The sequence below is a fragment of the Pseudomonas indica NBRC 103045 genome, from assembly GCF_002091635.1.
GTDB classification, from domain to species: Bacteria; Pseudomonadota; Gammaproteobacteria; order Pseudomonadales; family Pseudomonadaceae; genus Pseudomonas_M; species Pseudomonas_M indica.
Map to the genome: position 1 here is coordinate 141851 of NZ_BDAC01000011.1, position 26287 is coordinate 168137.

Sequence of the window (26287 nt, forward strand, 5' to 3'; positions counted from 1 at the left end):
TTTGCCATGAACGTTTCATTCGAAGAAAAGCTCGGCCTGCACGGCGCCCGCATCGGCATCGCCAGCCTGGATGCGGAAGCCAGCCTGAATGCCCTCACCCTGCCGATGATCGAAGCGCTGGACGCCAAGCTGCGCGAATGGGCGGACGAGCCGGAGATCGTCTGTGTGCTGCTTCGCGGCAACGGTCCCCGCGCCTTCTGCGCAGGCGGCGACGTGCGCAAGCTGGTGGACGCCTGCCGCCAGCACCCCGGCGAGGTGCCCCCTTTGGCGGCACGCTTCTTCGCCGACGAATACCGCCTCGACCACCGCATCCACCGCTACCCCAAGCCGCTGATCTGCTGGGGCCACGGCCACGTGCTGGGCGGCGGCATGGGGCTGCTGCAAGGCGCCTCGATCCGCGTGGTCACCCCCACCAGCCGGCTGGCGATGCCGGAAATCAGCATCGGTCTCTACCCGGACGTCGGTGGCAGTTGGTTCCTCGCCCGCCTGCCCGGCAAGCTCGGTCTGTTCCTCGGGCTCACCGGCAGCCCGATCAATGCGCGCGATGCCCTCGACCTGGACCTGGCCGACCGCTTCCTGCTCGACGAGCAACAGAACGAACTGATCGAGCGCCTGATCCAGCTCAACTGGCAGGATCAGGTCCCGCTGCAACTGAACAGCCTGTTCCAAGCCCTGGAACACGAGGCCCGGGAAAAGATGCCCGCCGCCCAATGGCTGCCGCGCCGTGCGCACATTGACGCGTTGCTCGACGTCCCCGACCTGCCCAGCGCCTGGCACGCCGTGACCGGCCTGAAGGACGATGGCGATACCTTGCTGGCACGCGCCGCCAAGACCCTGGCCGAGGGCTGCCCGCTCACCGCCCACCTGGTCTGGGAGCAGATCGCCCGGGCGCGCTATCTGTCGCTGGCCGAAGTGTTCCGCATGGAATACACCATGAGCCTGAACTGCTGCCGCCACCCGGAATTCCCCGAAGGAGTGCGTGCCCGGCTGATCGACAAGGACAACGCGCCGCGCTGGCATTGGCCGGATGTCGCCGCGATCCCTGCCACGGTGATCGACGCGCATTTCGAACCGACCTGGGAAGGGCCGCATCCGCTGGCCGATCTCTGAACCACCGCAAGGACAACCACCCGCAGAAGGATTTCGCCATGACCGACCGCCAGCACGAGCGCGCCCTCGCCTTCCAGGCACTGCACCGGCGCGACGGGTTGTTCGTCATTCCCAATCCCTGGGACGCCGGTTCGGCGAAAATCCTCGCCACCCTTGGCTTCGAAGCCCTGGCGACCACCAGCGCCGGCCTGGCCTTCTCCCTCGGCCGGCCCGACGGCGAAGGGCTGATCAGCCGCGAGGAAACCCTGGTCAACGCCCGTGCCATTGTCGAGGCGACCCCGCTGCCGGTGGCGGCCGACCTGGAAAACGGCTTCTCCGACGATCCGCAGGGCTGCGCGGAGACCCTGCTCCAGGCCGCCGCGGCTGGGCTGGTAGGCGGCTCCATCGAAGATGCCAGCGGGCGAGCGGACGCGCCCATCTACCCGATCGAACTGGCCGTCGAACGCATCCGCGCCTCCGTCGCCGCAGTGCGCAGCCTGCCCTTTCCCTTCACCCTCTGCGCCCGCGCGGAGAACTTCCTGCATGGCCGCGAAGACCAGGCCGACACCCTGCGCCGCCTGGAAGCCTACGCCGACGCCGGTGCGGACGTGCTCTACGCACCGGGCCTGACCTCCCGCGAGCAGATCGACGCCGTGGTGCGCGCAGTCGCACCGAAGCCGGTGAACGTGCTGATGGGCCTCTCCGCCTGCCCGCTGACGCTGGATGAACTGGCCGACCTCGGCGTTCGCCGGGTCAGCGTCGGCTCCTGCCTGGCGCGCGCCGCGTTCGGTGGCTTCCTGCGTGCCGCCCGCGAACTGCGCGAGCGCGGTAGTTTCGCTTTCGTCGCCGAGGCGGCGCCCTTCGCCGAACTCAACGCACTGTTCAAGCCAGGCACCTGAACTCACCCGCTCCGGCGTCGGAGCCGCACAGACAACAAGAAAGGAGATGCGAGGATGAAACAGATCGCTTTTATCGGCCTCGGCCACATGGGCCTGCCGATGGCCCGCAACCTGCTCAAGGCCGGTTTCCAGTTGAGCGTCTTCGACCTGGTGCAGAGCGCGGTCGACCAGCTCGCCGGCGAAGGTGCGCGCGCCGCTGCGAGTGCCACCGAGGCGTCGGAGAACGCTGAGGTGATCGTCAGCATGCTGCCGGCCAGCCGCCATGTGGAAGGCCTCTACCTGGGCGACGACGGCCTGCTGAGCCGGATTCCCGCCGGCCGGCTGGTGCTGGAGTGCTCCACCATCGCCCCCGAGTCGGCTAAGAAGGTCCACCAGGCCGCCCGCGAGCGCGGCATCGACCTGCTCGACGCACCGGTATCCGGCGGCACCGCCGGCGCCGCGGCGGGCACCCTGACTTTTATGGTCGGCGGCGACGCGGCGGCATTGGAGAAAGCCCAGCCGGTGTTCGCCGCCATGGGCAAGAACATCTTCCACGCCGGCCCGGACGGCGCCGGGCAGATCGCCAAGGTCTGCAACAACCAGTTGCTCGCGGTGCAGATGATCGGCACCGCCGAATCCATGGCCATGGGCGTGGCTAACGGCCTCGATCCCAAGGTACTGGCCGAGATCATGCGCCAGAGCTCAGGCGGAAACTGGGTGCTGGAGCGCTACAACCCCTGGCCCGGCGTGATGGAAAACGCCCCGGCATCCAAGGGCTACGGCGGCGGCTTCATGGCCGAGCTGATGGCCAAGGACCTCGGCCTGGCCCAGGAGACCGCCCAGGTCAGCGCCAGCAGCACACCGATGGGCGCCCTGGCGCTGCAGCTCTATCGCCTGCTACTCAAACAGGGCAAGGGCAAGCAGGATTTCTCGGTGGTGCAGCAGTTGTTTCGCGACGAGCGTTGAGCAGGAAGCGGGGCTGCCCATCGGCCCCGCTTCATAGCTGCAAAAGGCCCCAGTATCGCCAAGCCATCACTACTGCTCCTTCAATACAGGCTGCCAGTACATCTTTACGTCTTCGCGAACGGCCTTGAGCGCATCCTTCTGGCCATCCTTATCGAAACCGAAAAAGGCGGCATTGAATACGTCACCCATACGCTCCTGGCAAGCTCTTGCCTGTTCCGCCATTCGCTGGCGATCTTCTACGGAAATATCACCGAGGAATGCGGCCGGGAGATAAGGCTTACTATAAGTACTGGGAATTTCCACCTTGTTCGCCTCCAAGGCTCCCACATAACACTCGGCCAACTCTTGGGTACCCCGTAGCTCAGTCACAATACCAATGCTATTCCAGACCTGACTCGAATAGGCCTTGGGGTAAATGCTTGCAGCAGCGGATGACACATCGCTTATCGCTTTTCTGTCACCACTGAACACAGCTTTGAGCAATGTTTCCTCACCGATCTTCTGCTCGATTTCGCCAGCAGCTTCAGTCCAAGTTTTACCGTTACTCAGCTTAAGGTTGTGATAGTCAGATTGGTCCTTATCCAACGGCCACATATTATGAGGCATTTTGTCGGTTATATATTCCGTCACACCTTCTATAAGCTCTTTGTTCTCTTCGTGCTTTTTCTTATTGAGAAAGTCAGCATGGCTATAGCAATGCACGAACTCGTGACGCGCATGATGATTGGGATGGGAACCAAAATGATGATAGGCCGCTACTTTGACTTTGTTATTGTCCAGGTCAAACTGTCCGGCAAGACCAGGTGGCAAGTCGAAGACAACCTCCGCGTTGGCCTTATAGCAAGTACTGCTGTCAGGAATATATTTGCCGAAATGACTCAACACCGTGGAGTTAGCGTGAGAAAGCGTATTGGCATCCGCTCTCTGGCTCAGGGTAAGAGCCCCCAGGATGGCTTGACCAGGATGTTCAACGAAGTCCATTGGATTTCGCATGCCACGGTAAGCGGCGGAAGCGGCGATAATGCCGGTAAACACTTTAGCGAAAATGGCGGCAACACTTGAGAACAGATCCTCATTCGTTACCGCACCAGGCCGTTGCCGTGCAACTGCGTTCTCAGCAGTGTTGGCAGCCGATGTCCGAGATGATTCTGCCCGTTGTGCCACCGGCCGCTGCCGAAGCGTCATGGCCACCGGTGTTTCGCTCTCCATGGCCGGCTGCGACGATTGACCGGAGACTGAGGGAGGCATAGTCATTGGCCTCCTTTCATCACGTCCCTCAACGGGATTGAGATGAGGCACGCTGCCGGTACGAATGCTATCGACCATGTTCAATCCTTTAAATACGCACGTTTGCTATTCAGTGCAGACGCAGTTCAGCGGCCTTGCGACGGAAATACAATACAGTTTGGGACAGGTTGCCGATCACGTTTTCCATCGTTATCGGGGTGAGATCATTCAGTTTTCTTTCATAACTGAACACCAGACTATTACTGGCTTCATTGATTAGCAGAGCGCCGCCGCGAGTGCGATAGCCAGGAAAACTGTGCATCAGCAGAGCGCGAATCATCATGTCGTCGCGAGGCGAAGGTGTCAGGGAAACGATATCCGCCAGAAACAGCAGGCTGTCGGCCTGTTCCCCCAGATAGAGTGTGATCGTGACGTCAGGATCGACCGTCACCACAGCCGCTCCCTGCTCGTTGAACTCGATATTGGGTTTGCTGGTCTGGCGGCTGTATTCCCGCAGCAATTGGCGGGTCAGTTCCTGGGCTCTCATGGTATTACCGCTTTCTCACTCGGTGAGGGATGGTTGCGTGACTTATAAGTGAGGGAAAGGAGAGGTCGGTTCCATGTTGGCCGGTTATCTTCGGCGCGCCCGTTTTGGTGCAGGCGCCCATTCTCAACGCAAAGTCAGGCCGAACGCTTCATCGCTGAAATCGAAGCAGGCGAGGAACCGGCGGATTTCCAGCAGGTTGCCGTCGACCTTCACATCCCCCAGCAACGCCCCCTTGAGCAAGCCGTTCTCGCCGGTCAGCAGGGTTTCCATGAAGCGCTTGTCCATGCTCAACCTGAGTACGGTGCCTTCGGGAATGCCCTTGTGCAGTTGCGCCACACCTTTGCGCACCTCCAAGGCCCATTCCTCGCCCACGTCCGGGAAACTGAAACCGAGGGTAAGCTCGACGTCGCCGGCCTTGTCCGGATCGATGCGGGTGATCCAGTTCTGCAAGAAGATTCGCGGAGTGAAGCTGCGCGCCATGTCCTGCGAGAGGAACACCTTGCGCATTTCCACGGAGCGCTCGCGGATGGCCTCGCCGTCCAGGTTGCCCTCCAGTTCCATGGCGCTCATCAGGTACCAGTTGCGCCAGTTGATGTTCATGCTGGCGTAGCCCAGCCGACGGAAGCTGCGCGCCTTGATATCACGCGCCAACCGGTCCTCCCGATCCACGCGGATGGCGTAGCCGGCCAGCTCGGCTGCCCATTGGTAGTCGCCCTTGAGATAGGCGTTGCCCGCCTCGAGCAGCACCTTGTCCCGCCCGCCCATCAGGGCCATCAGGCGCTGCGCCTTTTCCTTCGGCGGGGTCGGGTCGAGGTCCACCGGGTCGCCCTGGAACCAGCCCAGGTAGCCGTTGTAGATCTGTCGCACGCTGTGCTTGACCGTCCCGTAGTACTCGCGCAGGTAGGGGGTGTATCCGGCCAGGTGCGGTGGCAGCTTGACCTTTTCCACCAGCTCGTCCGGCGTCAGGCCCTTGTTCATCCAGCGCACGGTCTGGTCGTGGATGTAGGCGATGCCGTCGCGGGTCATGCGCAGCACCTCTTCCACCTGGTCGCGACCGCTCACCGGCCGACCGTGCAACGGCACCATGTGGTCGGCGCGCAACGAGCGCAACAGGTCGAGGCTGGCCACCCACTGCACCGGGTCACGGAACTTGGTGCCACGCAACGTATGGATGTTCGGCAAGGTCGGTCCCTGGTCGACTTCCGCGCTGATCAGCACGCGGTTGTCCGGCAGGTAGAGAACGATCTCGTCCGGCGCCTCGCTGGGTGCGTGCAGCAACTGCACATCCAGCCCCGCGATGCGGGTATCGAGGCGTTCGCCGAAGGTGACGGTCGGCGCGATGAAGGTGGACGGCTCGGGCTTGGCCAGCGGTCCGATGCCGCCGTTCATGCCCTTCTGGTCCGCCGCCGGCAGGAAGGAACCGAAGCTGTAGGCCGAACGCACGCCCAGGATCGGCCCGACCAGGGCGCCCTGGGTCACCACGTTCTGCAGCAGCGATTCGTGCGCATAGATCTGCACTTCGCCGCGCTCCACCTGCTCGCGACTGACGAACGCCTGTACGCCGTTGATGTGGTCCGGATGGAAATGGGTATAGACGACGGCCTTGACCGGCTTGTCGCTGACCTTGCGGAACTCGGCCATGATCTTGCGCGATTCGCTGACCGACTCGCCGGTGTCGACGATGATCAGCCCCTCCGGCGCTTCGATCATCGCCACATTGCCCAACTGCCAGCCGACTGCCGAGTAGACGTTGCCTGCGATGCGATAGAGCTTCTGCTCGAACACCTTGGTATGGGCGGCCAGTTCGGGATCGATGCTCGGTTCGATCCGTTCCTCGGGCAATTCGGCGAAGGCGCCGAGCGGCAGGACAGCGGCCAGCAACAGGCCACTCCAGCGGACAGGTAGTCTCATGCGGGTCAACTCATTGTCATTATCGATGCTGGCAGCCTCGCAAAGCCTGCGCGATACTTCCAATGCATTCTTATACAGGTATCGATGCGCCACACGCATGAACGATCTACGCCAGCTTCGTCACTTCGTCGCCCTGGCCGAGCATGGCCACTTCGCCCGTGCCGCGGAAGCGGTACATCTCAGCCAGCCGGCGCTGACGCGCAGCATCCAGGCCCTGGAAAATCATCTGGATTGCATCTTGGTAAATCGCCACAGCCGTGGCATCAGCCTCACCGCCCACGGCCAACTGGTGCTGGAACACGCCCGGCGACTGCTGGCCGGCAGCCGCGCGCTGGACAACGCCGTCAGCCAATTGAGCAACCTGGAGGCCGGCGAACTGCGCCTGGGTGCCGGCCCCTACCCTGCCGCGCGCTTGGTGCCGCAGGCAGTCGGCCGCCTGCTGCAGCGTTACCCGAAGGTTCGGGTCAGGCTGGACATCGCCAACTGGCTGGAACTGCGCGACGCCCTGCTGGATACGACCATCGAGCTGTTCGTCGCCGACATACGCGAGTTGCAGGGCGAGCCGCAGTTGCACATCGAACCGCTGCACAGCCATGCCGGCGTCCTGTTCTGCCGCCCCGGCCACCCGCTGCTGGAGCGCCGCGATCTGCAACTGGCCAATCTGCTCGACTTCCCCCTTGCCGGGACTCAGTTGCCGCAGGAGGTGGCACGCAGCCTGAGCGCCGCCAGTGGCCGCGAGCAGCCGCTGAGCATTCAATGCGATAACTTTTTGGTCCTGAAGCGACTGGTAGCCGATAGCGACGTGCTGAGCATGGCACCTTGGGACGTGATCGCCGACGAGGTGGCCGCCGGTCAATTGAGCCTGTTGCCGCTGGCCCCGAAGAGCCTGCAACAGCGGTCGGCCTACGGCCTGGTCAGCCGCGCCGGGCACAGCCTGTCGCCGGCGGCGCAGGCGGTGGTGGAAGAGATTCGGCAGGTGGATCGCCAGTTACCACCGCCACCGTCCCGCTGAATACACAGAAGCACGAGGCGGCCGTCCGCCCTTACCGCCGATGGCCCTCATGGCGCCACTCGCGTCGAGGCCGTTCGTAGGCATCACGCCAGCGGCGATCATCGCGCCACTCGCGACGGTGATGCTCATGCCGGTACGGCAGATAGCGGGGTGGCGGTGCGATGAAGCGCGGGGCGGCGTAGTAGCGCGGAGGGTTGTAGTAGCGAGGTGCGGAGTAGCTCCGGTAGTGGAGCCGGTAGCCATCGTCGTAGCGGTAGCGGGGGGAATCCCACCCGGCCACATAGATCGACTGGCGCGGATAGGCGTAATAGGGCCGGTCGTCGTAGACCACACAACCACCCAGACCCAGACAGAGCAGCGCAAGCAGGAAACGTTGACAGGACATGGCCGCCTCCCGAGAGGTCAGGTGTGACGAAAACGGTCCGTTTCCGCCCAACCCGCGAAAAGAAGCCGGCGCAGAGGCCGGCTTCTCAGGAAAACTTCAATGGCTGCGCAAGCCCTCCCGGCTCAGCAGTTGCCCTTCTTCGCCTGTCCCGGCGGGCAGTGTCCCGGTCCGCCGCCGCCATCGCCGATATCGATCCCGATACCCGGCAGGCGAAGACTACAGGCCGGCAAGGTCACGGCCATCACGCCAACGAGTAGCAAACCCATCAATGTCTTCATCAGCAGCTACCTTTCATCCGATGGCCCGGCGGACAGAAATGGCCACCGCCGCCGCCACCCACATCGACACGGACGGCATCCCCGCCACCCAGCTCGGCGCGAACGCCCGGAGCGCTGAAGCTGCAACCACCCAGCGCCAGCAACATCCCCATCAGCACCACAGACAAACTACGCATGTGTACTTCCTCGAATGGAGTCTTCTTATCGGGCAGGCTTCACAATGCCTGCGTGATGTCAGACTGCAACGAAACGGTAAAAGTTCCCCCGACTGATGGCACATGGCCCCGGCATGGATAGCCACTTCCAAGGGCGTGCAGCGCTCTTTCGCCCCATGACCCGCACCAACCCGGAGCAAGCAACGCCCCATCTGGAACCACGGCCCGCCAGGATGCCGCTCGTCATACGACATAGATCACAAAAAAAGAACCGTAGAAATACCCTGGCACGCCATTCGCTTTGCATCCCTCCACATACAGGAAGGTCATGCCCACAGAGGCTGGCCGCCGAACGATCATCGCAATGGCCGACTAGGGTTCCGGTCCGTCGACGACGGATGTCTGGTCCGAGAGTGGGCAACCTCGTTCGAGGTCACACGGAGGGACAAAAGCCCGGGAGAGCACGCGGCACGGCGGCCGCCATCCTGTCCCGTCATTTGTCCACTGCCGAGGTACCGATGTTCATCCGCCTGCTGTCCTGTCTTCTGCTCGCGCTGCTGCTCAGCCAATCCGCTTCCGCCGCTCCGCAAAACCGCCCCTTCAAGGTCTGCTGGTCGATCTATGCCGGTTGGATGCTGTGGGGCTACATAGCCGAAGAAGGCATCATCGACAAGTGGGCGAAGAAGTACGGCATCGAGATCCAGGTCCGGCAGGTGCCGGACTACGTCGCCTCCATCGAGCAGTACACCGCCGGCCAATACGATGCCTGTGCCATGACCAACATGGACGCGCTGACCATCCCCGCCGCCGGTGGGGTCGACTCCACCGCGCTGATCGTCGGCGACTTCTCCTCCGGCGCCGACGGTATCCTCATCCGTGGCAACAACAAGAACCTGACGTCCCTCAAGGGCAAGACCATCCTGCTGGTGGAGAACTCGGTCTCCCATTACCTGCTCGCCCGCGCCCTGGAATCGGTGGGCATGAAACTGAGCGACGTGAAGGTCGAGAACGTCTCGGACGCGAACCTGGCCGAGGTCTGGCGCAGCGGGCGCGGCGACGCGGTGGTGACCTGGAACCCGATCCTCTCGGAACTGCGCCGGAGCGGCGGCAGCGTCCAGGCTTTCAGCTCCCATCGAATCCCCGGCGAGATCCTCGACCTGCTGGTGATCAACAGCCAGACCCTGGCCGCCCACCCGGAACTGGGCCGTGCGCTGACCGGCGCCTGGTACGAGGGCATGCGCCTGATCGCCCTGCCGAACGAGGCAGGCAAGGCGGCACGGGCCAAACTGGCCGCTGCGGCGGACACCACGCCGGAGGATTTCGACGCGCAGTTGCGGACCATCCGCTCCTTCTTCGTGCCACGCTCGGCGGCGTCTTTCACCCGCGGCGAAAGAATGCCGATCCTGATGCAACGAGTGGCCAGCTTCGCCAACAACCAGAAACTGCTCGGCGAAGGCAACGGCCTGCAACGGCTGGGCATCGGCTTCAGCGACAACCGGGTGCTGGGCAATCCGTCGCAGGTCCTGTTGCGCTTCAACCCGGCGTACATGCAGTTGGCCGCCGACGGCAAGCTGTAAGCCCCCGCCGACAGCCTGCTGCGCGTCGGCCCTGCCGCTGCGTTTGAAGCAGGCCAAAGCACCAAGAGCGAACATCGCGCACCAACTCCGTGCAGGAGAAAGTCCCAAACGCCCCTGCGGAAAACCCGCACGACCTCTCGGACGGGGCTTTGCGCAGGCTGGCACGATGTTCGCTTCGCTCCCGCCATGCAGAAGCACCCCACAAGGGGCGCGGCACTACAACTTGCAATGGCCGACTAGGGTTCCGGCGCGCCTCGCAGGCGTGCGACTGGTCCGAGAGTTGGCGACCTCGTTCGGGGTTACACGGCGGGACAAAAGCCCGGGAGAACGCGCCACCTGGCCAACCAGGTAAGTGCCGCGCCGCTCCTGCCGTATCCCTAGAACTGGAGGTCTACCCATGCGCACGTCCTTGCTGTCCTCGCTGATCGCCGCCGGCCTCTCCGCCGCCCTGAGCCTCTCCGCCCACGCAGCCCCCAAGACCGACTTCAGCGTCTGCTGGACCATCTACGCCGGCTGGATGCCGTGGGAATACGGCGCCGCCCAGGGCATCGTCGACAAATGGGCGAAGAAGTACGACATCAACATCGACGTGGTGCAGATCAACGATTACGTCGAGTCCATCAACCAGTACACCGCCGGCCAGTTCGATGGCTGCACCATGACCAACATGGACGCCCTGACCATTCCCGCCGCCGGTGGCGTGGACTCCACCGCGCTGATCGTCGGCGATTTCTCCAACGGTAACGACGGCGTGGTGGTCAAGGGCAGCGGCAAGACCCTGGCCGATCTCAAGGGCCAGCCGATCAACCTGGTCGAACTGTCGGTCTCCCACTATCTGCTCGCCCGAGCCTTGGAAAGCGCCGGGCTGAGCGAGAAGGACGTGCAGGTGGTGAACACCTCGGACGCCGACCTGGTGGCGGCCTTCCATTCCGCCGAAGTGAAGGCGGTGACCACCTGGAACCCGCTGCTGGCGGAAGTCGTCGCGGTGCCGGACACCAGCAAGCTGTTCGACTCCAGCCAGATTCCCGGCGAAATCATCGACCTGATGGTGGTCAACAGCGACACCCTCAAGGACAACCCCGCCTTCGGCAAGGCACTGGTCGGCGCCTGGTACGAAATCATGGCCACCATGAACGCCGACAGCACCGCCGGCAAGGCCGCCCGCGAGCACATGGCCAAGGCCTCCGGCACCGATCTGCCCGGCTACGAGGCGCAACTGGCGGCGACCAAGATGTTCTATTCGGCGAAGGACGCGCTGGCCTTCTACAACAGCCCGAAGCTGCCTGAAACCATGGACAAGGTGGCCGGCTTCAGCTTCGACCACGGCATCCTCGGCGAAGGCGCGAAGAGCGCGGACGCCATCGGCATGGCCTTCGCCAACGATCTGGTCACTGGCGACAAGGGCAACGTCAAGCTGCGCTTCGACCCGACTTATACCCGCATGGCGGCCGACGGCACGCTGTAACGCCGCCCTCGCAGGGGTTCACGCCCGGCACGGATGAATCCCTGCGGACCAGCCCTGATGGAGCCAAACCGATGCGCCTGATCAACCGCCATCCGGACCGGACGGGTCGTCTGGCCCTGGCGATCCTGCCGTTCGCCCTGCTGCTGTTCGCCTATTTCTCGGGCTCGATGGCACGTCTGGCGGACAACCCCAACGACAAGCTGCTGCCGAGTGCCACGCAGATGGCCGATGCGGTCGATCGCCTGGCCCTCCAGCCCGACAAGCGCAGCGGCGACTACCTGTTCTGGCGCGACACCGCCTCCAGCCTGCAACGCCTCGGTCTCGGCCTGGGCATCGCCGCCCTCGCCGGCCTCTGCCTCGGCATCGCCGCCGGCACCCTGCCGCTGTTCGGCGCGCCGCTGTCGCCGCTGCTCACGGTGCTGTCGATGGTGCCGCCCCTGGCGATCCTGCCGATCCTGTTCATCGTCTTCGGCCTCGGCGAGCTGGCCAAGGTCATGCTGATCGTCATCGGCATCACTCCGGTGCTGGCCCGCGACCTCGAACAGCGCGCCCGGGAAATCCCCCAGGAACTGCTGATCAAGGCGCAGACCCTGGGGGCGAACACCTGGACGCTGATCCTCCGCGTGGTGCTGCCGCAACTGCTGCCGCGCCTGCTGATCGCCCTGCGCCTGGTACTCGGCTCGGCCTGGCTGTTCCTCATCGCCGCCGAAGCCATCGCCTCCACCGACGGCCTCGGCTACCGCATCTTCCTGGTCCGCCGCTACATGGCAATGGATGTGATCCTGCCTTACGTGGCCTGGATCACCCTGCTCGCCTGGGCCATGGACCATGGCCTGCGCTGCCTCGCGCAGGGCTGTTTCCCCTGGTACGAGGGGGCCAAGGCATGAGCTTCATCCAGGTTGAAAACGTCTGGCAGGAATACGGCGACCAGGTCGTACTGGAACGCCTGAACCTGTCGGTGGCCGAAGGCGAGTTCTGCACCCTGGTCGGCGCCTCCGGTTGCGGCAAATCGACCTTCCTGCGCCTGCTGCTCGGCCAGGAGCGCCCCAGCCGCGGCCGCATCCTGCTGGACGGCGCGCCCCTGGCGGACGAACCGGACGCCAGCCGGGGCGTGGTGTTCCAGCGCTACTCGGTGTTCCCGCATCTGTCGGTGCTGGACAACGTAACCCTCGGCCTGGAATTGCCGCGCGCCCCGTTGCTCGGCCGGCTGTTCGGCCAGGCCAGGCGCGAGGCGCGCGATCAGGCGGCGGCGATCCTCGAACGGGTCGGTCTCGGCCACGCCCTGGACAAGTACCCCAGCGCGCTCTCGGGCGGCATGCAGCAGCGCCTGGCCATCGCCCAGGCGCTGGTGATGAAACCGCGCGTGCTGCTGCTCGACGAGCCCTTCGGCGCCCTCGACCCCGGTATCCGCAAGGACATGCATGCGCTGCTGCTGGAACTCTGGCAGGAAACCCGGTTGACGGTGTTCATGGTCACCCACGACCTGTCGGAAGGCTTCACCCTCGGCACCCGCATCCTGGTCTTCGACAAGACCCGCCTCGACCTGCAGGCACCCAACGCCTATGGCGCGCGGGTCACCTACGACATTCCGCTGAACCGCGACCGCCGCGCCGCGCGCATTGCCGTCGACACCCCGCCGGCCGCCGTCGCCGGCTTGCTGCAACCCCATTACCAAGGAGCCTGACCATGAGCGCATCCCTCGCCCTGCGCCCGACCCTGTACGAAGAAGTCGTACCCGGCGGCGGCCATACCTCGTTCGTTCTCAAGCGCGGCCAACTGCTGCGTCTCACCGACATCGAAGGCGGCGCCAACGTCAGCCTGCTGCTGCTCAACGCCCATGAAAAAAGTGAACGACTGAACCTGCCGGACACCCTCAAGTGCCAGCACACCGCCAAGCTCACCGCCGGGCACTGCCTGTACTCGGACATGGGTCGCGTTCTCGCCGCCATCACCGCCGACACCTGCGGCTGGCACGACAGCTTCGGCGGCGTGCTGAACGCCGAGGAAGTCCGCGAGAAATACGGCCAGGGCCGCTATCAGGAATTGCGCAACGGCTTCTTCCGCAACGGCATGGACAACCTGCTGGTGGAACTGGGCAAGTGGAACCTCAACCTGCAGGACCTGCTGATGTGCCTGAACCTGTTCAGCAAGGTCAGCGTGGACGCCGACGGCTGCTTCCGGTTCGAGCCGGGCAACGCCAAGGCCGGCGACTACGTCGAGCTGTACGCGCCGATGGATACCCTCGTGGTGCTCACCGCATTGCAGCACCCCATGGACCCGAATCCGCAGTACGCCCCCAAGCCCATCCGCCTGACCTGGAGCAAGGTGGAGAGCGACGGCATCAGCGTGCTCTGCCGCACCTCGCGCCCGGAGAACGGCCGCGGCTTCCACAACACCGAACGTCTCTACCTCTGAGGGCCGCCACCATGACCCTGACCCACAGCGACAAGCACCCCGAAGCCGCCCTGCGCCGCGACATGATCGCCGCCGGCGAGCCGTACCTGACCGAAGTGAAGGCCGGCCAGACCGTGCGCATCCTCGACCTCGAAGGCAACCAGGCGGTGGACACGCTGTTCTACAGCGCCCGCAACCCGCGCGAGCGCTACGACGTGCAGCGCACGCTGCGCAAGCAGAACCGCGTCTACCTCACCACCGGCACGGTGCTCTGGTCGAACCTCGGCAACCCCATGCTGACCCTCGTCGCCGACACCTGCGGCCGCCACGACACCCTCGGCGGCGCCTGCGCCCAGGAAAGCAACACCGTGCGCTACGCCCTGGAAAAGCGCTACATGCACAGCTGCCGCGACAACTTCCTGCGCGCCAGCCTGCACGACGGCCGCCTGGAGAAACGCGACATCGGCGCCAACATCAACTTCTTCATGAACGTACCGGTGACACCGGAAGGCGGCCTGACCTTCGAAGACGGCATCTCCGCCGCCGGCAAGTACGTCGAGCTGATCGCGCACATGGACGTCATCCTCCTGATCTCCAACTGCCCGCAGCTGAACAATCCGTGCAATGCCTACAACCCGACGCCGGCGGAAGTCCTGATTTGGGAATAAGAGCAGCGGAAAGCTCCAAGCGCACAGAGGGGTTGTCCGTGCAGGACCTCTTGCAGCTTGAGGCTTGAAGCTTGCCGCTCGCTCTTCAACCACGGACGACCGTGGTGCAGATGACTATCGGCGGGACGGCCCGCCACCTTCGAGATGCCTCGAATGTTCGACACACTGTTGATCGCCAACCGCGGCGCCATCGCCTGCCGCATCCTGCGGACCCTGCGCGCCCTGGACGTAAAAGGCGTCGCCGTCTACTCCGAAGCGGACGCTGCCAGCCTGCACATCCAGCAGGCCGATGAAGCCCACAGCCTGGGCGAAGGCCCGGCCGCCGCCACCTACCTGGTGGTGGACAAGATTCTCGACGCCGCTCGCCGCAGCGGCGCCCAAGCCATCCACCCCGGCTACGGCTTCCTCTCCGAGAACGCCGCCTTCGCCGAAGCCTGCGAAGCGGCCGGCATCGCCTTCGTCGGCCCGACGCCCGAGCAATTGCGCGTGTTCGGCCTCAAGCACACCGCCCGCGCCCTGGCCAGGGAACGCGGCATCCCGCTGCTGGAAGGTACCGACCTACTGGACAGCCTGGACGCCGCCCTCGCCGCCGCCGAACGGGTCGGCTACCCGGTGATGCTCAAAAGCACCGCCGGCGGTGGCGGTATCGGCATGCGCGTCTGCCGCCGCGCGGAGGAGCTGCGCGACGCCTTCGACGCGGTGAAGCGCCTCGGCCAGAACAACTTCAGCGACGCCGGCGTGTTCATCGAACAGTACATCGAGCGCGCCCGTCACCTGGAAGTGCAGGTGTTCGGCGACGGCCAGGGCGAAGTGATCGCCCTCGGCGTGCGCGACTGCTCGGTGCAACGACGCAACCAGAAAGTGCTGGAAGAAACCCCTGCGCCCAACCTGCCAGCCGGCATGACCGAGGCGCTCTGTGCCGCCGCGGTCGAGCTGGCCAGGGCGGTGAACTACCGCAGCGCCGGCACCGTCGAGTTCGTCTACGACAGCGAGGCCGAGCGCTTCTACTTCCTCGAAGTGAACACTCGCCTGCAGGTCGAGCACGGCGTCACCGAGCAGGTCTGGGGCGTCGATCTGGTGCGCTGGATGATCGAACTGGCGGCCGGCGACCTGCCGCCGCTGGTCGAATTGGCGGCCACGCTGAAACCCAGCGGCCACGCCATCCAGGCGCGCCTTTACGCGGAAGACCCGGGCCGCGACTTCCAGCCCAGCCCCGGCCTGCTCACCGCGGTGCAGTTCCCGGCAGCCGACGGCAACGCCCTGCGCATCGATACCTGGGTCGAAGCCGGCTGCGAGATTCCGCCCTACTTCGACCCGATGATCGCCAAGCTGATCGCCTGGGCTCCCGACCGCGACCAGGCCCGCGCCACGCTGGACCGGGCGCTGGACGGCACCCTGCTCTACGGGGTGGAAAGCAACCGCGACTACCTGCGGCAGATCCTTGCCGACGTCCCCTTCGCCAGCGGCTCGCCCTGGACCCGCTGCCTGGAGGGCCTGGTCTATCGCGCCAACACCTTCGAGGTCCTCTCCGCCGGCACCCAGACCACCGTGCAGGACTACCCCGGCCGGCTCGGCTACTGGGCCGTCGGCGTACCGCCGTCGGGGCCGATGGACGACCGTGCCCTGCGCCTGGGCAACCGCCTGCTGGACAACCCGGAAGGCGCCGCCGCCCTGGAAATCACCATGAGCGGGCCGACCCTGCGCTTCAACACCGACGCCGTGGTGGCGGTGACCGGCGCCGAGATTCCCCTGACCCTGGATGGCGAGCCGCAACCCATGCACACCGCGCTGTTCGTGCCGGCCGGCGCCACCCTCGCCCTCGGCACCCTGGCCGGCGCCGGGGCCCGCAGCTACCTGTGCCTGCGCGGCGGCCTGCAGGTGCCGGACTACCTCGGCTCGAAAAGCACCTTCACCCTCGGCCAGTTCGGCGGCCATGCCGGCCGTGCCCTGCGCGCCGGCGACGTGCTGCATCTGCCGCCGCTGACGAACCGCAGCGTGGGCGACAGCCTGTCCCCGGCGCTGCGCCCCACGCTGCCGGCCGTCCGTGACATCCGAGTGATCTACGGGCCGCACGGGGCGCCGGAATATTTCACCGACGCCTACATCCGTACCTTCTTCGCCACCGCCTGGGAGGTGCACTTCAACTCCAGCCGCACCGGCGTGCGCCTGATCGGCCCCAAGCCGGAATGGGTGCGCGAGAGCGGCGGCGAAGCCGGCCTGCATCCGTCGAACATCCATGACAATCCCTACGCCATCGGCGCGGTGGACTTCACCGGCGACATGCCGGTGATCCTCGGCCCGGACGGGCCGAGCCTGGGCGGCTTCGTCTGCCCGGTCACGGTGATCGAGGCCGATCTCTGGCAACTCGGCCAGCTCAAGGCCGGCGACAAGGTGCGCTTCGTCCCGGTGGACATCGCCACGGCGAGGAAACTGGCTAAGGCGCGACGGGAAGAACTCTGCGTAGGGGCGAATTCATTCGCCCAATCGGGCACGACAGACGCATTCGTCCCGTCGTCCCCCATTGTCCTGGACATCGGCCAGGACGACACCCGCCTGGTCGCCCGCCTCGCCGGCGATACCCACCTGCTGCTGGAAATCGGCCAGCCCGAGCTGGACCTGGTGCTGCGCTTCCGTGGCCACGCGCTGATGCAGGCACTGGAGGCCGAGCGGCTCGACGGCGTGGCGGACCTGACGCCTGGCATCCGCTCGCTGCAAGTGCACTACCAGCCGGAAACCCTGCCCCTCGAACGCCTGCTGGCGGTGGTCGCCGGACTCTGGGATGGCGTCTGCGCCGCCCGTGACCTCAAAGTGCCCTCGCGCATCGTTCACTTGCCGCTGTCCTGGGACGATCCGGCCTGCCGCCTGGCTATCGAGAAATACATGACCACGGTGCGCAAGGACGCCCCCTGGTGCCCGAGCAACCTCGAGTTCATCCGTCGCATCAACGACCTGCCCGGTCTCGACGACGTGCATCGCACCGTCTTCGACGCCAGCTACTTGGTGATGGGCCTCGGTGACGTTTACCTCGGCGCACCGGTGGCCACGCCGCTGGACCCGCGCCACCGGCTGGTCACCACCAAGTACAACCCGGCACGCACCTGGACCGCCGAGAACTCGGTGGGCATCGGCGGGGCTTACCTCTGCGTGTACGGCATGGAAGGGCCCGGTGGCTACCAGTTCGTCGGCCGCACCCTGCAGATGTGGAACCGCTACCGCGACGTCGCCGCGTTCGACGGCAAGCCCTGGTTGCTGCGCTTCTTCGACCAGATCCGCTTCTACCCGGTCTCGGCCGAGGAACTGTTGCGTATCCGCCGCGACTTCCCCCTTGGGCGCTACCCGTTGCGCATCGAGCACAGCGAACTGCACCTCGCCGACTACCAGGCCTTCCTGGCTCGGGAAGCCGAAAGCATCGCTGCGTTCCGCAGCCAGCAGCGCGTAGCCTTCGACGCCGAACGCCAGCGCTGGATCGACAGCGGCCAGGCCCATTTCGAGAGCGAGGAAGTCGCCGCCGACCTCGGCGAAGACAGCCCGCTCGGCGCCGGGCAGCACGCCATCGAAAGCCATATCGCCGGCAACCTCTGGCAGGTGCAGGTGGACGTCGGCAGCGAGGTCAAGGCCGGTGACATTCTGGTCATCCTCGAGTCGATGAAGATGGAAATCCCCCTCACCGCCCCGCGCGACGGCGTGATCAAGGAAGTCCGCGTACAGCCCGGCTCACCGGTACGCGCCGGACAAAGGGTGGTAGTGATGGAAGAGGCATAGCCCGCACAGCGGTGGTTGGACGAAGCCGAACCGACGCCACGACAACACGGCCCCCCCCAAAGGACGCCAACATGACCCACGAATTCGACCTGCGCCTCGACACCCTGCGAGCCGCCTACCGCACCGGCACCGCCAACCCGCGCCAACTGATCGCCGACCTGCGCGAAAAGGCCGCCGCCCTGAACCCGGAGTTCAACCTGTTCATCCACCTGCTGAGCCCGGACGAACTCGAACCCTACCTCGCCGCCCTCGACGGCAAGTCGCCCGACGACCTGCCGCTGTACGGCGTGCCCTTCGCCATCAAGGACAACATCGACCTGGCCGGCGTCCCTACCACCGCCGCCTGCCCGGCGTTCGCCTACACCCCCGAACGCTCGGCCACGCTGGTGGACCAGTTGATCGCCCTCGGCGCGATTCCCCTGGGCAAGACCAACCTCGACCAGTTCGCCACCGGCCTCAACGGCACGCGCTCGCCCTACGGCAAATGCCGCAACAGCGTGCACCCTGGCTACCCCGCCGGCGGCTCCAGTGCCGGCTCCGCCCTGGCGGTGGCCCTGGGCGTGGCCAGCTTCGCCCTGGGCACCGATACCGCCGGCTCCGGCCGGGTGCCGGCGGCGCTGAACAACCTGCTCGGTCTGAAACCCAGCAAGGGGCTGCTCTCCACCGCCGGCGTGGTGCCGGCCTGCCGTACCCTGGACTGCGTTTCCTACTTCACCGCCAGCGCCCCCGAAGCCAGTCGACTGCTGGCCCTGACCGCCCGCGTCGATCCACACGACGGCTACAGCCGCGCCAATCCGCTGTGGAACGACGCCAGCGCCTTCGGTGTACCGCGCCCCTTCCGTTTCGGCGTGCCGAAGCAGTTGGAATTCCTCGGCTGCACGGAAAGCCCGGCACTGTTCGCCGCCACCGTCGAACACTTGAAAGCCCTGGGTGGCACACCGGTGGAGATCGACTTCGCCCCCTTCCTCGAGGCCGCCAAGCTGCTCTACGAAGGTCCTTGGGTGGCCGAGCGCTACAGCGTGGCCGGCGAGCTGATCGAACGTCAGCCCGACGCCGTGCTGCCGGTGATCCGGGCGGTACTGGCCAAGGCACCCGGCACCACCGCGGTGGATGCCTTCCGCGCCCAATACCGCCTGCAAGCCCTCAAGACCGAATGCGATCGCCTCATGGCCGAGGTGGATTGTGTGCTGACTCCGGCCTACCCACGCCCGGTCACCCTGGCCGAGCTGCACGCCGAACCGGTGGCACGCAACTCGGACCTGGGCTGGTACACCAATTTCATGAACATGCTCGACTATGCCGCCGTGGCGGTGCCGGCCGGCTTCATGCAGAACGGCCTGCCCTGGGGCGTGACCCTGTTCGGCCGCGTTTTCACCGACCAGTACGTGCTGAGCCTCGCCGACGCCCTGCAACGCCAGACCGGCCTGCCGTTGGCCGGCGGACGGGCGCCGCAACTCGCCACGCCGAGCGGCACCGCCCGCCACGACCGCGCCCGGGTGGTGGTCTGCGGCGCGCACCTCGATGGCCTGCCGCTCAACTGGCAACTCCGCCAGCGTGGCGGTCAATTGCAGGACGCGACGTGCAGCTCGCCGGATTACAAGCTCTATGCCCTGGCCGGCGGCCCACCCTTCCGGCCGGGCATGGTGCGGGTCGCCGAAGGCGGTGTGGCCATCGAAGTGGAAGTCTGGGACCTGCCCAGCGCGGAGCTGGGCTCGTTCCTCACCGGCATCCCGGCACCGCTCGGGCTCGGCAAGGTGCAACTGGCCGACGGCCGCTGGGAAACCGGCTTCATCTGCGAACCCTATGGCCTGGAAGGCGCCGAGGACATCACCCACTTCGGCGGCTGGCGCGCCTATCTGCGCAGCAAAGGCTGAGCGGGGCATGAGGATTCTTGTACCAACGGCGGGCGAATAAATTCGCCCCTACACCACCAGCCCACGCGCTTTCGTAGGAGCCAGCTCTGCTGGCGAAGCGTCCCAACAACCCCATCGCGAGCGGAGCTCTCTCCTACACAAGTGCAAAAGCCAACGTCGCCCGGATAAAGCCCCAACGCAATCCGGGTCCACTGTCGGGAATCGGAAGCAGCCTGCAAAAGGTGAAACAGCACGCAAAACCGCCCTTGGTGGCATCCTGCTTTGACGCTAGAGTTCCGCCATAACGACGCCAAGCCCAAGGGCCGCGCTACCGAAAGGATTCGCCATGACGCTCACCCGCGACCAGGCCCAGCAACGGGCCGACGACATCCAGGCCTTCTACCGCGAGGTCGAACGCCTGCATCGCGAACGCGCCCTGCTGCTGGAACCCGAGCAGTTGGACCGCCTCGCCGAGCACCACCAGGGCCTGCTCGGCGAATACCGCAAGGCCTACGACATCGACCAGGACAACCAGGCCAAGCGCCTGTCCCTGGGCATGCGCATCACCTCGCTGCTCGGCGCCCTGGCGTTGGCGGCCAGCCTGCTGTTCCTGTTCTACCAGTTCTGGGGGCTGTTCAGCGAAACCGCCCAGGTGGCCATTCTCGTCGGTGCGTCCCTGGGCAGCCTGCTGGCCACCTTCTGGGTCCGCAGCCGCGACGACTCCGGCTATTTCACCAAGTTGGCCGCCATGCTGGCCTTCGCCTGCTTCGTGCTGAACCTGGTCATGCTCGGGCAGATCTTCAACATCACGCCGTCGGACAAGGCCCTGCTGGCCTGGGCCGCACTGGGCCTGCTGCTGGCCTACAGTTGCGATGCGCGCCTGCTGCTGGCCGCCGGGCTGATCGCCCTGCTCGCCTTCATCGCCGCACGGGTCGGCACCTGGGGCGGGCTCTACTGGCTGGACATGGGCGAGCGCCCCGAACACTTCCTGCCCGCCGGCCTGCTGATCTTCAGCGTGCCTCTGCTGGTCTCGCAGCAGCGCTACAGTGGCTTCGCCACGATCTACCGGGTGTTCGGCCTGCTCGCCCTGTTCCTGCCGATCCTGGTCCTGGCCAACTGGGGACGCGCCAGCTACCTGCGGCTCGACAGCAACGTCATCGAAGGCGGCTATCAGGTGCTCGGCTTCTTGCTCGCCGCCATCGCCATCTGGCTCGGCAACCGCCGCGACTGGCCGGACGTGGTGAACACCGGGCTGACCTTCTTCGTCATCTTTCTCTACACCAAGCTGTTCGACTGGTGGTGGGAGAGCATGCCGAAGTACTTGTTCTTCCTCGTCCTCGGGCTGACCGCCGTGCTGCTTCTGCTGATTCTGCGGCGCCTGCGCCTGAACCATGGCCGCAACGGAGGGCAGCCGGCATGAAGGGACCGAATCGCACCTGGGGCCTCTTGGCTTGTCTCGGACTGGTTCTGGCGGCCAACGCCGTCGCGCTCGGCGGAGTCTGGTACAACCGCTCGGTCGAACCGGACAGCCGCCTGAACCTGAGCGAACGCGAGTTGCGCCCGGCCTATTCGTTCGCCCGGGAGAACAGCGGCATCGCCCTGAACCTCAACTGGCGCCGGCCGAGCACGCCGGACAGCCCGCACGGTTACGATCGGGCGTCGTTGAGCGAAGAGCAGATGCTCGCCCTGGGCTTCAGCGCGGATGACTACGCCAGGGATTCGCGACAGCTATCGCGGGAGGTGCTGGTGGTGCTGGAGCTGGACGGCCCGGCCTATCAGGAGGAACTGCGCCGCCAGCAACAGCGACTGGAGCGGGCGCAAGCCCTTCTCAAGACCCGCCCGAAGGATGCCGAACTGGAAAGACAACTGGAGTTCGCCCGCACCTCCGTGGAACAGGAGCGGACCAGCGCGAGCCGCCTGTTCGCCATCGACGTCGGCCTGGACCCGGACGCACTTCGCCAGCGCTACCCGGACCGGCGCCGCTACGCCATCGTGCGTGCCCTGGTCCATCCCTGGTTCGAAGGCAATCCCCTACGCCTGACCGGTCAGGTCAGCCGCCTCAGTGTCGAGGAAATCCACGTGCCCTACGCCTGGCGCGAGCGCTTCCGCCAGCAGTTGGCGAAGGACGGCCGTCATGCCTATCAGGTCGAGGTCGCCATCGGTCGGCGCATGGAGCCTTGGATCACCGCGGTGCGCCATCGGAACGATGCGGATTGACCAGGGCCCTCGGGCGAATGAATTCGCTCCCACAGAATTGCATATTTGAATCGGCCGGACAGGCCACTACCATGGCGATCTCTTCCCGGCTCGCCTTGCACATGAACGACACCTCCCGGCATTGCCCGCTCTGCGGTCAACCCAACGACTGCGCCCTGGTCGACGATGCATCCGGCCAGACGAGATGCTGGTGCTTCGATACCCGCGTCGATCCCGCCGCCCTGGAGCGGCTCCCCGCCGAAAGCCGTGGCAAGGTGTGCCTCTGTCCACGCTGCGCCCAAGGCAAGGCCAGCACCTCACCGGACGACGAGCAGGACAGCTGATGCGCCTGGATCGCTTCCTCGGCAACCTTCCCGACGTCAGCCGCCAGGATGCCCGCCGTCTGTTGGTCGAGCGCCGGGTACGGGTGGATGGCGAAGCCATCGTCGATGGCCGGCATGAGGTGCGAGTGTTCAACCGCATCGAGGTCGACGGCGCAGTACTGCAAGCCGGCAAGCCCGCGCGCTACTTCATGTTGCACAAGCCGGCCGGCTGGGTCAGCGCGACCCGGCATCCCGAGCATCCGACCGTGCTTGATCTGCTGGACGAAGCGGACAAGGACGACCTGCACCTCGGCGGCCGGCTCGACCTGACCACCACCGGACTGCTGCTGATCACCAACGACGGGCTCTGGTCGCGCCGCCTGACCCAGCCGAAGACGCGTCTGCCGAAGGTTTACTACGTGGAGACCGAAGACCCGATCGCGCCGGAGTATGCCGAAACCTTCGCCAGGGGTCTGTACTTCGCCTACGAAGACCTCACCACCCTGCCCGCCGAGCTGATCGTGCTCGACCGCCGCGCGGCGCGCCTGACGCTCTACGAGGGGCGTTACCACCAGGTGAAGCGGATGTTCGGCCACTTCCGCAACAAGGTGACGCGCCTGCACCGCGAACGCATGGGGCCGCTGGTGCTCGACCCTGGCCTGGCTCCGGGCCAGTACAGGGCCTTGAGCCCCGACGAAATCATGGCCATTTGACCCGCGGGCGCCTGAGACGACCGCCCAGCCGAAAAGTCACGAACATTTCACAGAAAAGGCTTGCAGGTTACATCCCGTCCTGCTTGAATCAACTCGTCGGTCCGAACGTGACCGAGTAGTCACCAAAATATTCAGAAGTACCGCTCTCGCACTGCAGTTGGCGCCTCTGGCGTCTTATCGGGACTGCCCAACCTGACGATGCGAACGCCACGTTCGATGGCGACTGCAACGTTTGGTTTCCCATCCGCGAGAACGTCCAACCAATAACAAAAACGCTGCGTCGATCCTCTTCGTACAGGACCGTCCAGAGCCTCGCTTTGCCAAGGCATTTGCCTACCTGCCATTGACTCGTGCGACACGCCCTGTGCCGCACACGGACCAGACTGCTCGTCAGGAGTGATGTGCTATGAGGCCAGAAATCGCCGTGCTGGATATCCAGGGGCAACATCGGGTTTACACGGAGTTCTATCGCAGCGAAACCGCGGAGAAGACCATCGTTCTGGTCAACGGTTCGCTGGCTACGACAGCCTCTTTCGCACAGACGGTGCGTTATCTCCATCCGCATTTCAACGTGGTGCTGTATGACCAGCCCTATGCGGGGCAATCGAAACCGCACAACCTCAACCACCACCCGATCCGCAAGGAAGACGAGGCCGCGATCCTGCTGGAATTGATCGAGCATTTCGCCGCCGAACACGTGCTGTCGTTCTCCTGGGGCGGCGCGGCGACCCTGCTGGCGCTGGCCCAGCGTCCGCGGCGCATCGAGAAGGCGATCCTCAGCTCGTTCTCCCCGTTGGTCAACGCAGCGATGCGCGACTACCTGGAGCGCGGCGTCCAGGTCCTGGGAGCCTGCGACCGCCCTGGCGTGGGCCACCTGATCAACAGCACCATCGGCAAGTACCTGCCGTCGCTGTTCAAGCGCTACAACTTCCGCCACGTGAGCAGCCTGGCCGAGCACGAATACGCGCAGATGCACTTCCACATCAGCGAGGTGCTGGAACTGATCAACGCCCAGTACTACACCCGCTGCGCCGACGCGATCGACATTCCGATGCTGTTCGTCAACGGCGAATGGGACGAGTACACCACGCCCGAAGATGCCCGGCTGTTCGGTACGCATCTGTGCAAGGCGCAGTTCCGCACCATCGACAACGCCGGCCACTTCCTCGACATGGAACACAAGAGCGCCTTGCAGCAGACCCGCGATGCCTTGCTCGGCTTCCTCCAATCCACCCCGAGCCTGGCCAGGCCCCGGACCCTGGCCGTGGAAAGCCACGCGCTGGCCAGTTGATTCCAACGTTGCTCCAGACACGAAAAAGGGGAGCCTTGCTCCCCTGTCTCGTTATCCCACCTCTCGATCACTGCGGTCGGATGTCTCCTTGCTCCCAGCGCGCCTCCCGAGCGGCCAGGGCCGAGGCGATGTCTTCCAGTCGATCCGACTGAACCTGGCTCGGCAACGGGTCCAGACCGACACTGGCGAACACCTGACCATAGGCATTGCGCAGCTCGGCGTAGGCCAGGTCGCGCCGCAAGCGGGCCTGCAGCGTGTTCAATTCGCCCTGGATCAACTCCAGCTCGCCGATACCATTGGCTTGGTAGCGATTGCGCAGTTGCTCGCCGATGCGCTCGTCGAGCCCGGCCAGTTGCTGGCTGGTCTGGAACTGGCGCAGCGCTTCCTGGTAATTCGCGTTGGCCACGTAGAGCTGTGCCAGCACCGCCATGGACATCGCCTGGCGGCGCGCGCTGGCCACTTGCTCGCCCGCCTTGGCGACATCGATGGCAGCCGGCGCGGACATCACGTTGAACAGGTTCCAGGTGATCTTCACACCGTAATCGGCCCAGCTCTGGTTCACCAGGAACGAGTTGCTGTCGTAATGCCCGCCGGCGGAGAACTCCAGCCCCGGCAGCAGCCGCAGCATGGCCTTGCGGGTCTCCGCCGCGCTGATGCGCGCCTGGTAATCCTGCTCGCGCAGCTCCGGCCGGCTGGCCAGCGCTTCCTGTTCCAGGGTGGGGAGGTCGATCTTCAGCTCCGGCACCGGATAGTCGCCCTGCGCCTCGGCCAGTTGGACCTCGGTGCCCAGCGGCAGATTGATCAGGGTCGCCAGTTCGGTTTTTGCCAGGGACAGCGCACGGCGCTGCTCCTCCAACTGACGGGTCGCCTCGATCAGGGCGCGCTGGTAGCTGAGCGCCTGCACCGGATCGCCGATGCGCTGCTCGCTCATCCGCTCGCTGTTGGCCCGCGCCTCGTCCACCCGCGCCATCAGCGTGTCGATCTGGGTCAGCAGGCGCTCGGCAGCCAGTGCGCGCCAGTAGGCCGAACGTACGTCCTGGATGATGGTGTGTAGCACCTTGCGCCGCCGCTCCTGGACGATCAGGCGCTGGTCGGCCTGCTGCTTGGCGCTGACATAGGCGACCCCGAAGTCCAGCACGTTCCAGACCATGGTCAGGTCCGCCACCTCACGGTCGCGATCCTGCGAGGTCGACGGCTCCAGGGACTGGGTGCCGGTCCTCACGCTGCGGCTGCTGGAAGCACTGACGTTGTTGCGACCGGCATAGCCAGCCTCGGCGGCGATGCGCGGCAACATGTCGAAGCGGGCGAGGTCCAGTTGGCGCTGGGCCACTGCCTCCTCCATCACCTTGAGGCGAGCCTCCAGGTTGTACTTCACCGCGCGAGCCATGGCCTCGTGCAAGGTCAGCGGCCCGCTCAGGGGTTCCTGATCCTTGAACATCGCCGCCAGGTCCGCCTTGGCCCGCTGCTCGCTTTCGCTGCGCTCGATCGGCTGGCTGGTAACCGCGCAGCCGCTGATGGCGAGGGCCAGCAGGCTGACCTTCAATGTGTTCCCAATCTGTCTCATCCTTGGCCGCCCCCTAGATACGGCTTTTTTCTG

The 26287-nt window shown here is 65.3% G+C and carries 24 protein-coding genes and 2 riboswitches; of the genes, 17 read left to right on the forward strand and 7 right to left on the reverse strand.

The features are described 5' to 3' along the window. Window positions 1–6: 6 nt before the first annotated feature. Genes dspII through mmsB form a run of 3 tightly spaced genes read left to right on the forward strand, consistent with a single transcriptional unit; the run spans window position 7 to window position 2933 of the window. The gene (gene dspII / locus PIN01S_RS14745; RefSeq protein ID WP_084336440.1) at window positions 7–1110 is read left to right on the forward strand and encodes an enoyl-CoA hydratase/isomerase DspII; all 1104 of its coding nucleotides are present in this window, start codon (window positions 7–9) and stop codon (window positions 1108–1110) included. 38 nt (window positions 1111–1148) lie between these two features. Further along, the gene (locus PIN01S_RS14750; RefSeq protein WP_084336441.1) at window positions 1149–1988 is read left to right on the forward strand and encodes an isocitrate lyase/PEP mutase family protein; all 840 of its coding nucleotides are present in this window, start codon (window positions 1149–1151) and stop codon (window positions 1986–1988) included. A gap of 54 nt (window positions 1989–2042) precedes the next feature. Beyond that, on the forward strand, window positions 2043–2933 hold the full coding sequence (gene mmsB / locus PIN01S_RS14755) for a 3-hydroxyisobutyrate dehydrogenase (RefSeq protein WP_084336442.1): 891 nt from the start codon (window positions 2043–2045) through the stop codon (window positions 2931–2933). A gap of 69 nt (window positions 2934–3002) precedes the next feature. On the opposite strand, the gene PIN01S_RS26410 is transcribed toward mmsB, so the two are convergent. The 3 genes from PIN01S_RS26410 to PIN01S_RS14775 form a co-directional block, all read right to left on the reverse strand. Further along, entirely contained in the window at window positions 3003–4259 is a 1257-nt protein-coding gene (locus tag PIN01S_RS26410) for a hypothetical protein (protein WP_139198639.1), read from the reverse strand. Window positions 4260–4290: 31 nt separating this feature from the next. Beyond that, window positions 4291–4707 carry a CesT family type III secretion system chaperone gene (locus PIN01S_RS14770; protein WP_084336445.1) on the reverse strand — a complete coding sequence of 139 codons (417 nt, stop codon included), beginning with the start codon at window positions 4705–4707 and terminating at the stop codon, window positions 4291–4293. Window positions 4708–4830: 123 nt separating this feature from the next. Then, on the reverse strand, window positions 4831–6618 hold the full coding sequence (locus PIN01S_RS14775) for an alkyl/aryl-sulfatase (RefSeq protein ID WP_084336446.1): 1788 nt from the start codon (window positions 6616–6618) through the stop codon (window positions 4831–4833). 97 nt (window positions 6619–6715) lie between these two features. Here PIN01S_RS14775 and PIN01S_RS14780 point away from each other — a divergent pair, with 97 nt between their 5' ends. Further along, entirely contained in the window at window positions 6716–7630 is a 915-nt protein-coding gene (locus PIN01S_RS14780) for a LysR family transcriptional regulator (RefSeq protein WP_084336447.1), read from the forward strand. Between the two features lie 31 nt (window positions 7631–7661). Here PIN01S_RS14780 and PIN01S_RS14785 read toward each other — a convergent pair whose 3' ends face one another. The 3 genes from PIN01S_RS14785 to PIN01S_RS26765 form a co-directional block, all read right to left on the reverse strand. Then, window positions 7662–8015, reverse strand: a complete 354-nt coding sequence (locus tag PIN01S_RS14785) for a hypothetical protein (protein WP_084336448.1) — start codon at window positions 8013–8015, stop codon at window positions 7662–7664. Window positions 8016–8137: 122 nt separating this feature from the next. Then, window positions 8138–8257 (reverse strand): hypothetical protein, encoded by a 120-nt coding sequence (locus tag PIN01S_RS26760; protein ID WP_244506045.1) that lies wholly within the window; start codon window positions 8255–8257, stop codon window positions 8138–8140. A gap of 35 nt (window positions 8258–8292) precedes the next feature. Further along, window positions 8293–8469 (reverse strand): hypothetical protein, encoded by a 177-nt coding sequence (locus tag PIN01S_RS26765; protein ID WP_168190912.1) that lies wholly within the window; start codon window positions 8467–8469, stop codon window positions 8293–8295. Window positions 8470–8809: 340 nt separating this feature from the next. Then, a riboswitch (guanidine-I (ykkC/yxkD leader) is annotated at window positions 8810–8910 on the forward strand. A gap of 56 nt (window positions 8911–8966) precedes the next feature. Between PIN01S_RS26765 and PIN01S_RS14790 the strand changes: the two genes are divergently transcribed. The 13 genes from PIN01S_RS14790 (at window position 8967) to PIN01S_RS14850 (ending at window position 24690) form a co-directional block, all read left to right on the forward strand. Continuing rightward, window positions 8967–10025 (forward strand): putative urea ABC transporter substrate-binding protein, encoded by a 1059-nt coding sequence (locus PIN01S_RS14790; RefSeq protein WP_084336449.1) that lies wholly within the window; start codon window positions 8967–8969, stop codon window positions 10023–10025. 225 nt (window positions 10026–10250) lie between these two features. Beyond that, window positions 10251–10353: riboswitch (guanidine-I (ykkC/yxkD leader) on the forward strand. A gap of 69 nt (window positions 10354–10422) precedes the next feature. Further along, window positions 10423–11490 (forward strand): putative urea ABC transporter substrate-binding protein, encoded by a 1068-nt coding sequence (locus PIN01S_RS14795; RefSeq protein ID WP_084336450.1) that lies wholly within the window; start codon window positions 10423–10425, stop codon window positions 11488–11490. Window positions 11491–11561: 71 nt separating this feature from the next. Continuing rightward, window positions 11562–12377, forward strand: a complete 816-nt coding sequence (locus tag PIN01S_RS14800) for an ABC transporter permease (protein WP_084336451.1) — start codon at window positions 11562–11564, stop codon at window positions 12375–12377. Continuing rightward, complete coding sequence (locus PIN01S_RS14805; RefSeq protein WP_084336452.1) at window positions 12374–13174, forward strand: ABC transporter ATP-binding protein; 801 nt, start codon at window positions 12374–12376, stop codon at window positions 13172–13174. Before PIN01S_RS14800 ends, PIN01S_RS14805 begins: the two co-directional genes overlap by 4 nt. 2 nt (window positions 13175–13176) lie before the next feature. After that, complete coding sequence (locus tag PIN01S_RS14810) at window positions 13177–13905, forward strand: urea amidolyase associated protein UAAP1 (RefSeq protein WP_084336453.1); 729 nt, start codon at window positions 13177–13179, stop codon at window positions 13903–13905. A gap of 11 nt (window positions 13906–13916) precedes the next feature. Beyond that, on the forward strand, window positions 13917–14552 hold the full coding sequence (locus tag PIN01S_RS14815) for an urea amidolyase associated protein UAAP2 (RefSeq protein ID WP_084336454.1): 636 nt from the start codon (window positions 13917–13919) through the stop codon (window positions 14550–14552). Between the two features lie 153 nt (window positions 14553–14705). After that, complete coding sequence (gene uca, locus PIN01S_RS14820; protein ID WP_084336455.1) at window positions 14706–18314, forward strand: urea carboxylase; 3609 nt, start codon at window positions 14706–14708, stop codon at window positions 18312–18314. A gap of 71 nt (window positions 18315–18385) precedes the next feature. After that, a complete protein-coding gene (gene atzF, locus PIN01S_RS14825) occupies window positions 18386–20188 on the forward strand; it encodes an allophanate hydrolase (RefSeq protein ID WP_084336456.1) in 1803 nt (600 codons plus the stop codon). A 325-nt stretch (window positions 20189–20513) separates the two neighbouring features. After that, window positions 20514–21587, forward strand: a complete 1074-nt coding sequence (locus PIN01S_RS14830) for a DUF2157 domain-containing protein (protein ID WP_084336457.1) — start codon at window positions 20514–20516, stop codon at window positions 21585–21587. Further along, window positions 21584–22384: a DUF4824 family protein gene (locus tag PIN01S_RS14835; RefSeq protein WP_084336458.1), complete on the forward strand. Its 801-nt coding sequence runs from the start codon at window positions 21584–21586 to the stop codon at window positions 22382–22384. The genes PIN01S_RS14830 and PIN01S_RS14835 overlap by 4 nt, the downstream gene beginning before the upstream one ends. Before the next feature lie 71 nt (window positions 22385–22455). After that, on the forward strand, window positions 22456–22707 hold the full coding sequence (locus tag PIN01S_RS14840) for a cysteine-rich CWC family protein (protein WP_423814516.1): 252 nt from the start codon (window positions 22456–22458) through the stop codon (window positions 22705–22707). Beyond that, entirely contained in the window at window positions 22707–23399 is a 693-nt protein-coding gene (locus tag PIN01S_RS14845) for a 16S rRNA pseudouridine(516) synthase (protein ID WP_084336459.1), read from the forward strand. The genes PIN01S_RS14840 and PIN01S_RS14845 overlap by 1 nt, the downstream gene beginning before the upstream one ends. Window positions 23400–23805: 406 nt before the next feature. After that, window positions 23806–24690, forward strand: coding sequence for an alpha/beta fold hydrolase (locus PIN01S_RS14850; protein WP_084336460.1), 885 nt, complete (start codon window positions 23806–23808; stop codon window positions 24688–24690). Window positions 24691–24757: 67 nt separating this feature from the next. Here PIN01S_RS14850 and PIN01S_RS14855 read toward each other — a convergent pair whose 3' ends face one another. After that, window positions 24758–26254 (reverse strand): TolC family protein, encoded by a 1497-nt coding sequence (locus PIN01S_RS14855; protein WP_084336461.1) that lies wholly within the window; start codon window positions 26252–26254, stop codon window positions 24758–24760. Window positions 26255–26287: the final 33 nt, after the last annotated feature.

What these genes read in the sequence shown, in the direction of transcription:
- PIN01S_RS14775 (WP_084336446.1), bottom strand. Translation starts at nt 6,618, where the DNA reads ATGAGACTACCTGTCCGCTGGAGTGGCCTGTTGCTGGCCGCTGTCCTG.
- PIN01S_RS14795 (WP_084336450.1), top strand. Translation starts at nt 10,423, where the DNA reads ATGCGCACGTCCTTGCTGTCCTCGCTGATCGCCGCCGGCCTCTCCGCC.
- PIN01S_RS14810 (WP_084336453.1), top strand. Translation starts at nt 13,177, where the DNA reads ATGAGCGCATCCCTCGCCCTGCGCCCGACCCTGTACGAAGAAGTCGTA.
- mmsB (WP_084336442.1), top strand. Translation starts at nt 2,043, where the DNA reads ATGAAACAGATCGCTTTTATCGGCCTCGGCCACATGGGCCTGCCGATG.
- PIN01S_RS14780 (WP_084336447.1), top strand. Translation starts at nt 6,716, where the DNA reads ATGAACGATCTACGCCAGCTTCGTCACTTCGTCGCCCTGGCCGAGCAT.
- PIN01S_RS26760 (WP_244506045.1), bottom strand. Translation starts at nt 8,257, where the DNA reads ATGGCCGTGACCTTGCCGGCCTGTAGTCTTCGCCTGCCGGGTATCGGG.
- PIN01S_RS26765 (WP_168190912.1), bottom strand. Translation starts at nt 8,469, where the DNA reads ATGCGTAGTTTGTCTGTGGTGCTGATGGGGATGTTGCTGGCGCTGGGT.
- PIN01S_RS14800 (WP_084336451.1), top strand. Translation starts at nt 11,562, where the DNA reads ATGCGCCTGATCAACCGCCATCCGGACCGGACGGGTCGTCTGGCCCTG.
- atzF (WP_084336456.1), top strand. Translation starts at nt 18,386, where the DNA reads ATGACCCACGAATTCGACCTGCGCCTCGACACCCTGCGAGCCGCCTAC.
- PIN01S_RS14770 (WP_084336445.1), bottom strand. Translation starts at nt 4,707, where the DNA reads ATGAGAGCCCAGGAACTGACCCGCCAATTGCTGCGGGAATACAGCCGC.
- PIN01S_RS14830 (WP_084336457.1), top strand. Translation starts at nt 20,514, where the DNA reads ATGACGCTCACCCGCGACCAGGCCCAGCAACGGGCCGACGACATCCAG.
- PIN01S_RS14850 (WP_084336460.1), top strand. Translation starts at nt 23,806, where the DNA reads ATGAGGCCAGAAATCGCCGTGCTGGATATCCAGGGGCAACATCGGGTT.
- PIN01S_RS14845 (WP_084336459.1), top strand. Translation starts at nt 22,707, where the DNA reads ATGCGCCTGGATCGCTTCCTCGGCAACCTTCCCGACGTCAGCCGCCAG.
- uca (WP_084336455.1), top strand. Translation starts at nt 14,706, where the DNA reads ATGTTCGACACACTGTTGATCGCCAACCGCGGCGCCATCGCCTGCCGC.
- PIN01S_RS14750 (WP_084336441.1), top strand. Translation starts at nt 1,149, where the DNA reads ATGACCGACCGCCAGCACGAGCGCGCCCTCGCCTTCCAGGCACTGCAC.
- PIN01S_RS26410 (WP_139198639.1), bottom strand. Translation starts at nt 4,259, where the DNA reads ATGGTCGATAGCATTCGTACCGGCAGCGTGCCTCATCTCAATCCCGTT.
- PIN01S_RS14840 (WP_423814516.1), top strand. Translation starts at nt 22,456, where the DNA reads ATGGCGATCTCTTCCCGGCTCGCCTTGCACATGAACGACACCTCCCGG.
- PIN01S_RS14835 (WP_084336458.1), top strand. Translation starts at nt 21,584, where the DNA reads ATGAAGGGACCGAATCGCACCTGGGGCCTCTTGGCTTGTCTCGGACTG.
- PIN01S_RS14790 (WP_084336449.1), top strand. Translation starts at nt 8,967, where the DNA reads ATGTTCATCCGCCTGCTGTCCTGTCTTCTGCTCGCGCTGCTGCTCAGC.
- PIN01S_RS14785 (WP_084336448.1), bottom strand. Translation starts at nt 8,015, where the DNA reads ATGTCCTGTCAACGTTTCCTGCTTGCGCTGCTCTGTCTGGGTCTGGGT.
- PIN01S_RS14805 (WP_084336452.1), top strand. Translation starts at nt 12,374, where the DNA reads ATGAGCTTCATCCAGGTTGAAAACGTCTGGCAGGAATACGGCGACCAG.
- dspII (WP_084336440.1), top strand. Translation starts at nt 7, where the DNA reads ATGAACGTTTCATTCGAAGAAAAGCTCGGCCTGCACGGCGCCCGCATC.
- PIN01S_RS14815 (WP_084336454.1), top strand. Translation starts at nt 13,917, where the DNA reads ATGACCCTGACCCACAGCGACAAGCACCCCGAAGCCGCCCTGCGCCGC.
- PIN01S_RS14855 (WP_084336461.1), bottom strand. Translation starts at nt 26,254, where the DNA reads ATGAGACAGATTGGGAACACATTGAAGGTCAGCCTGCTGGCCCTCGCC.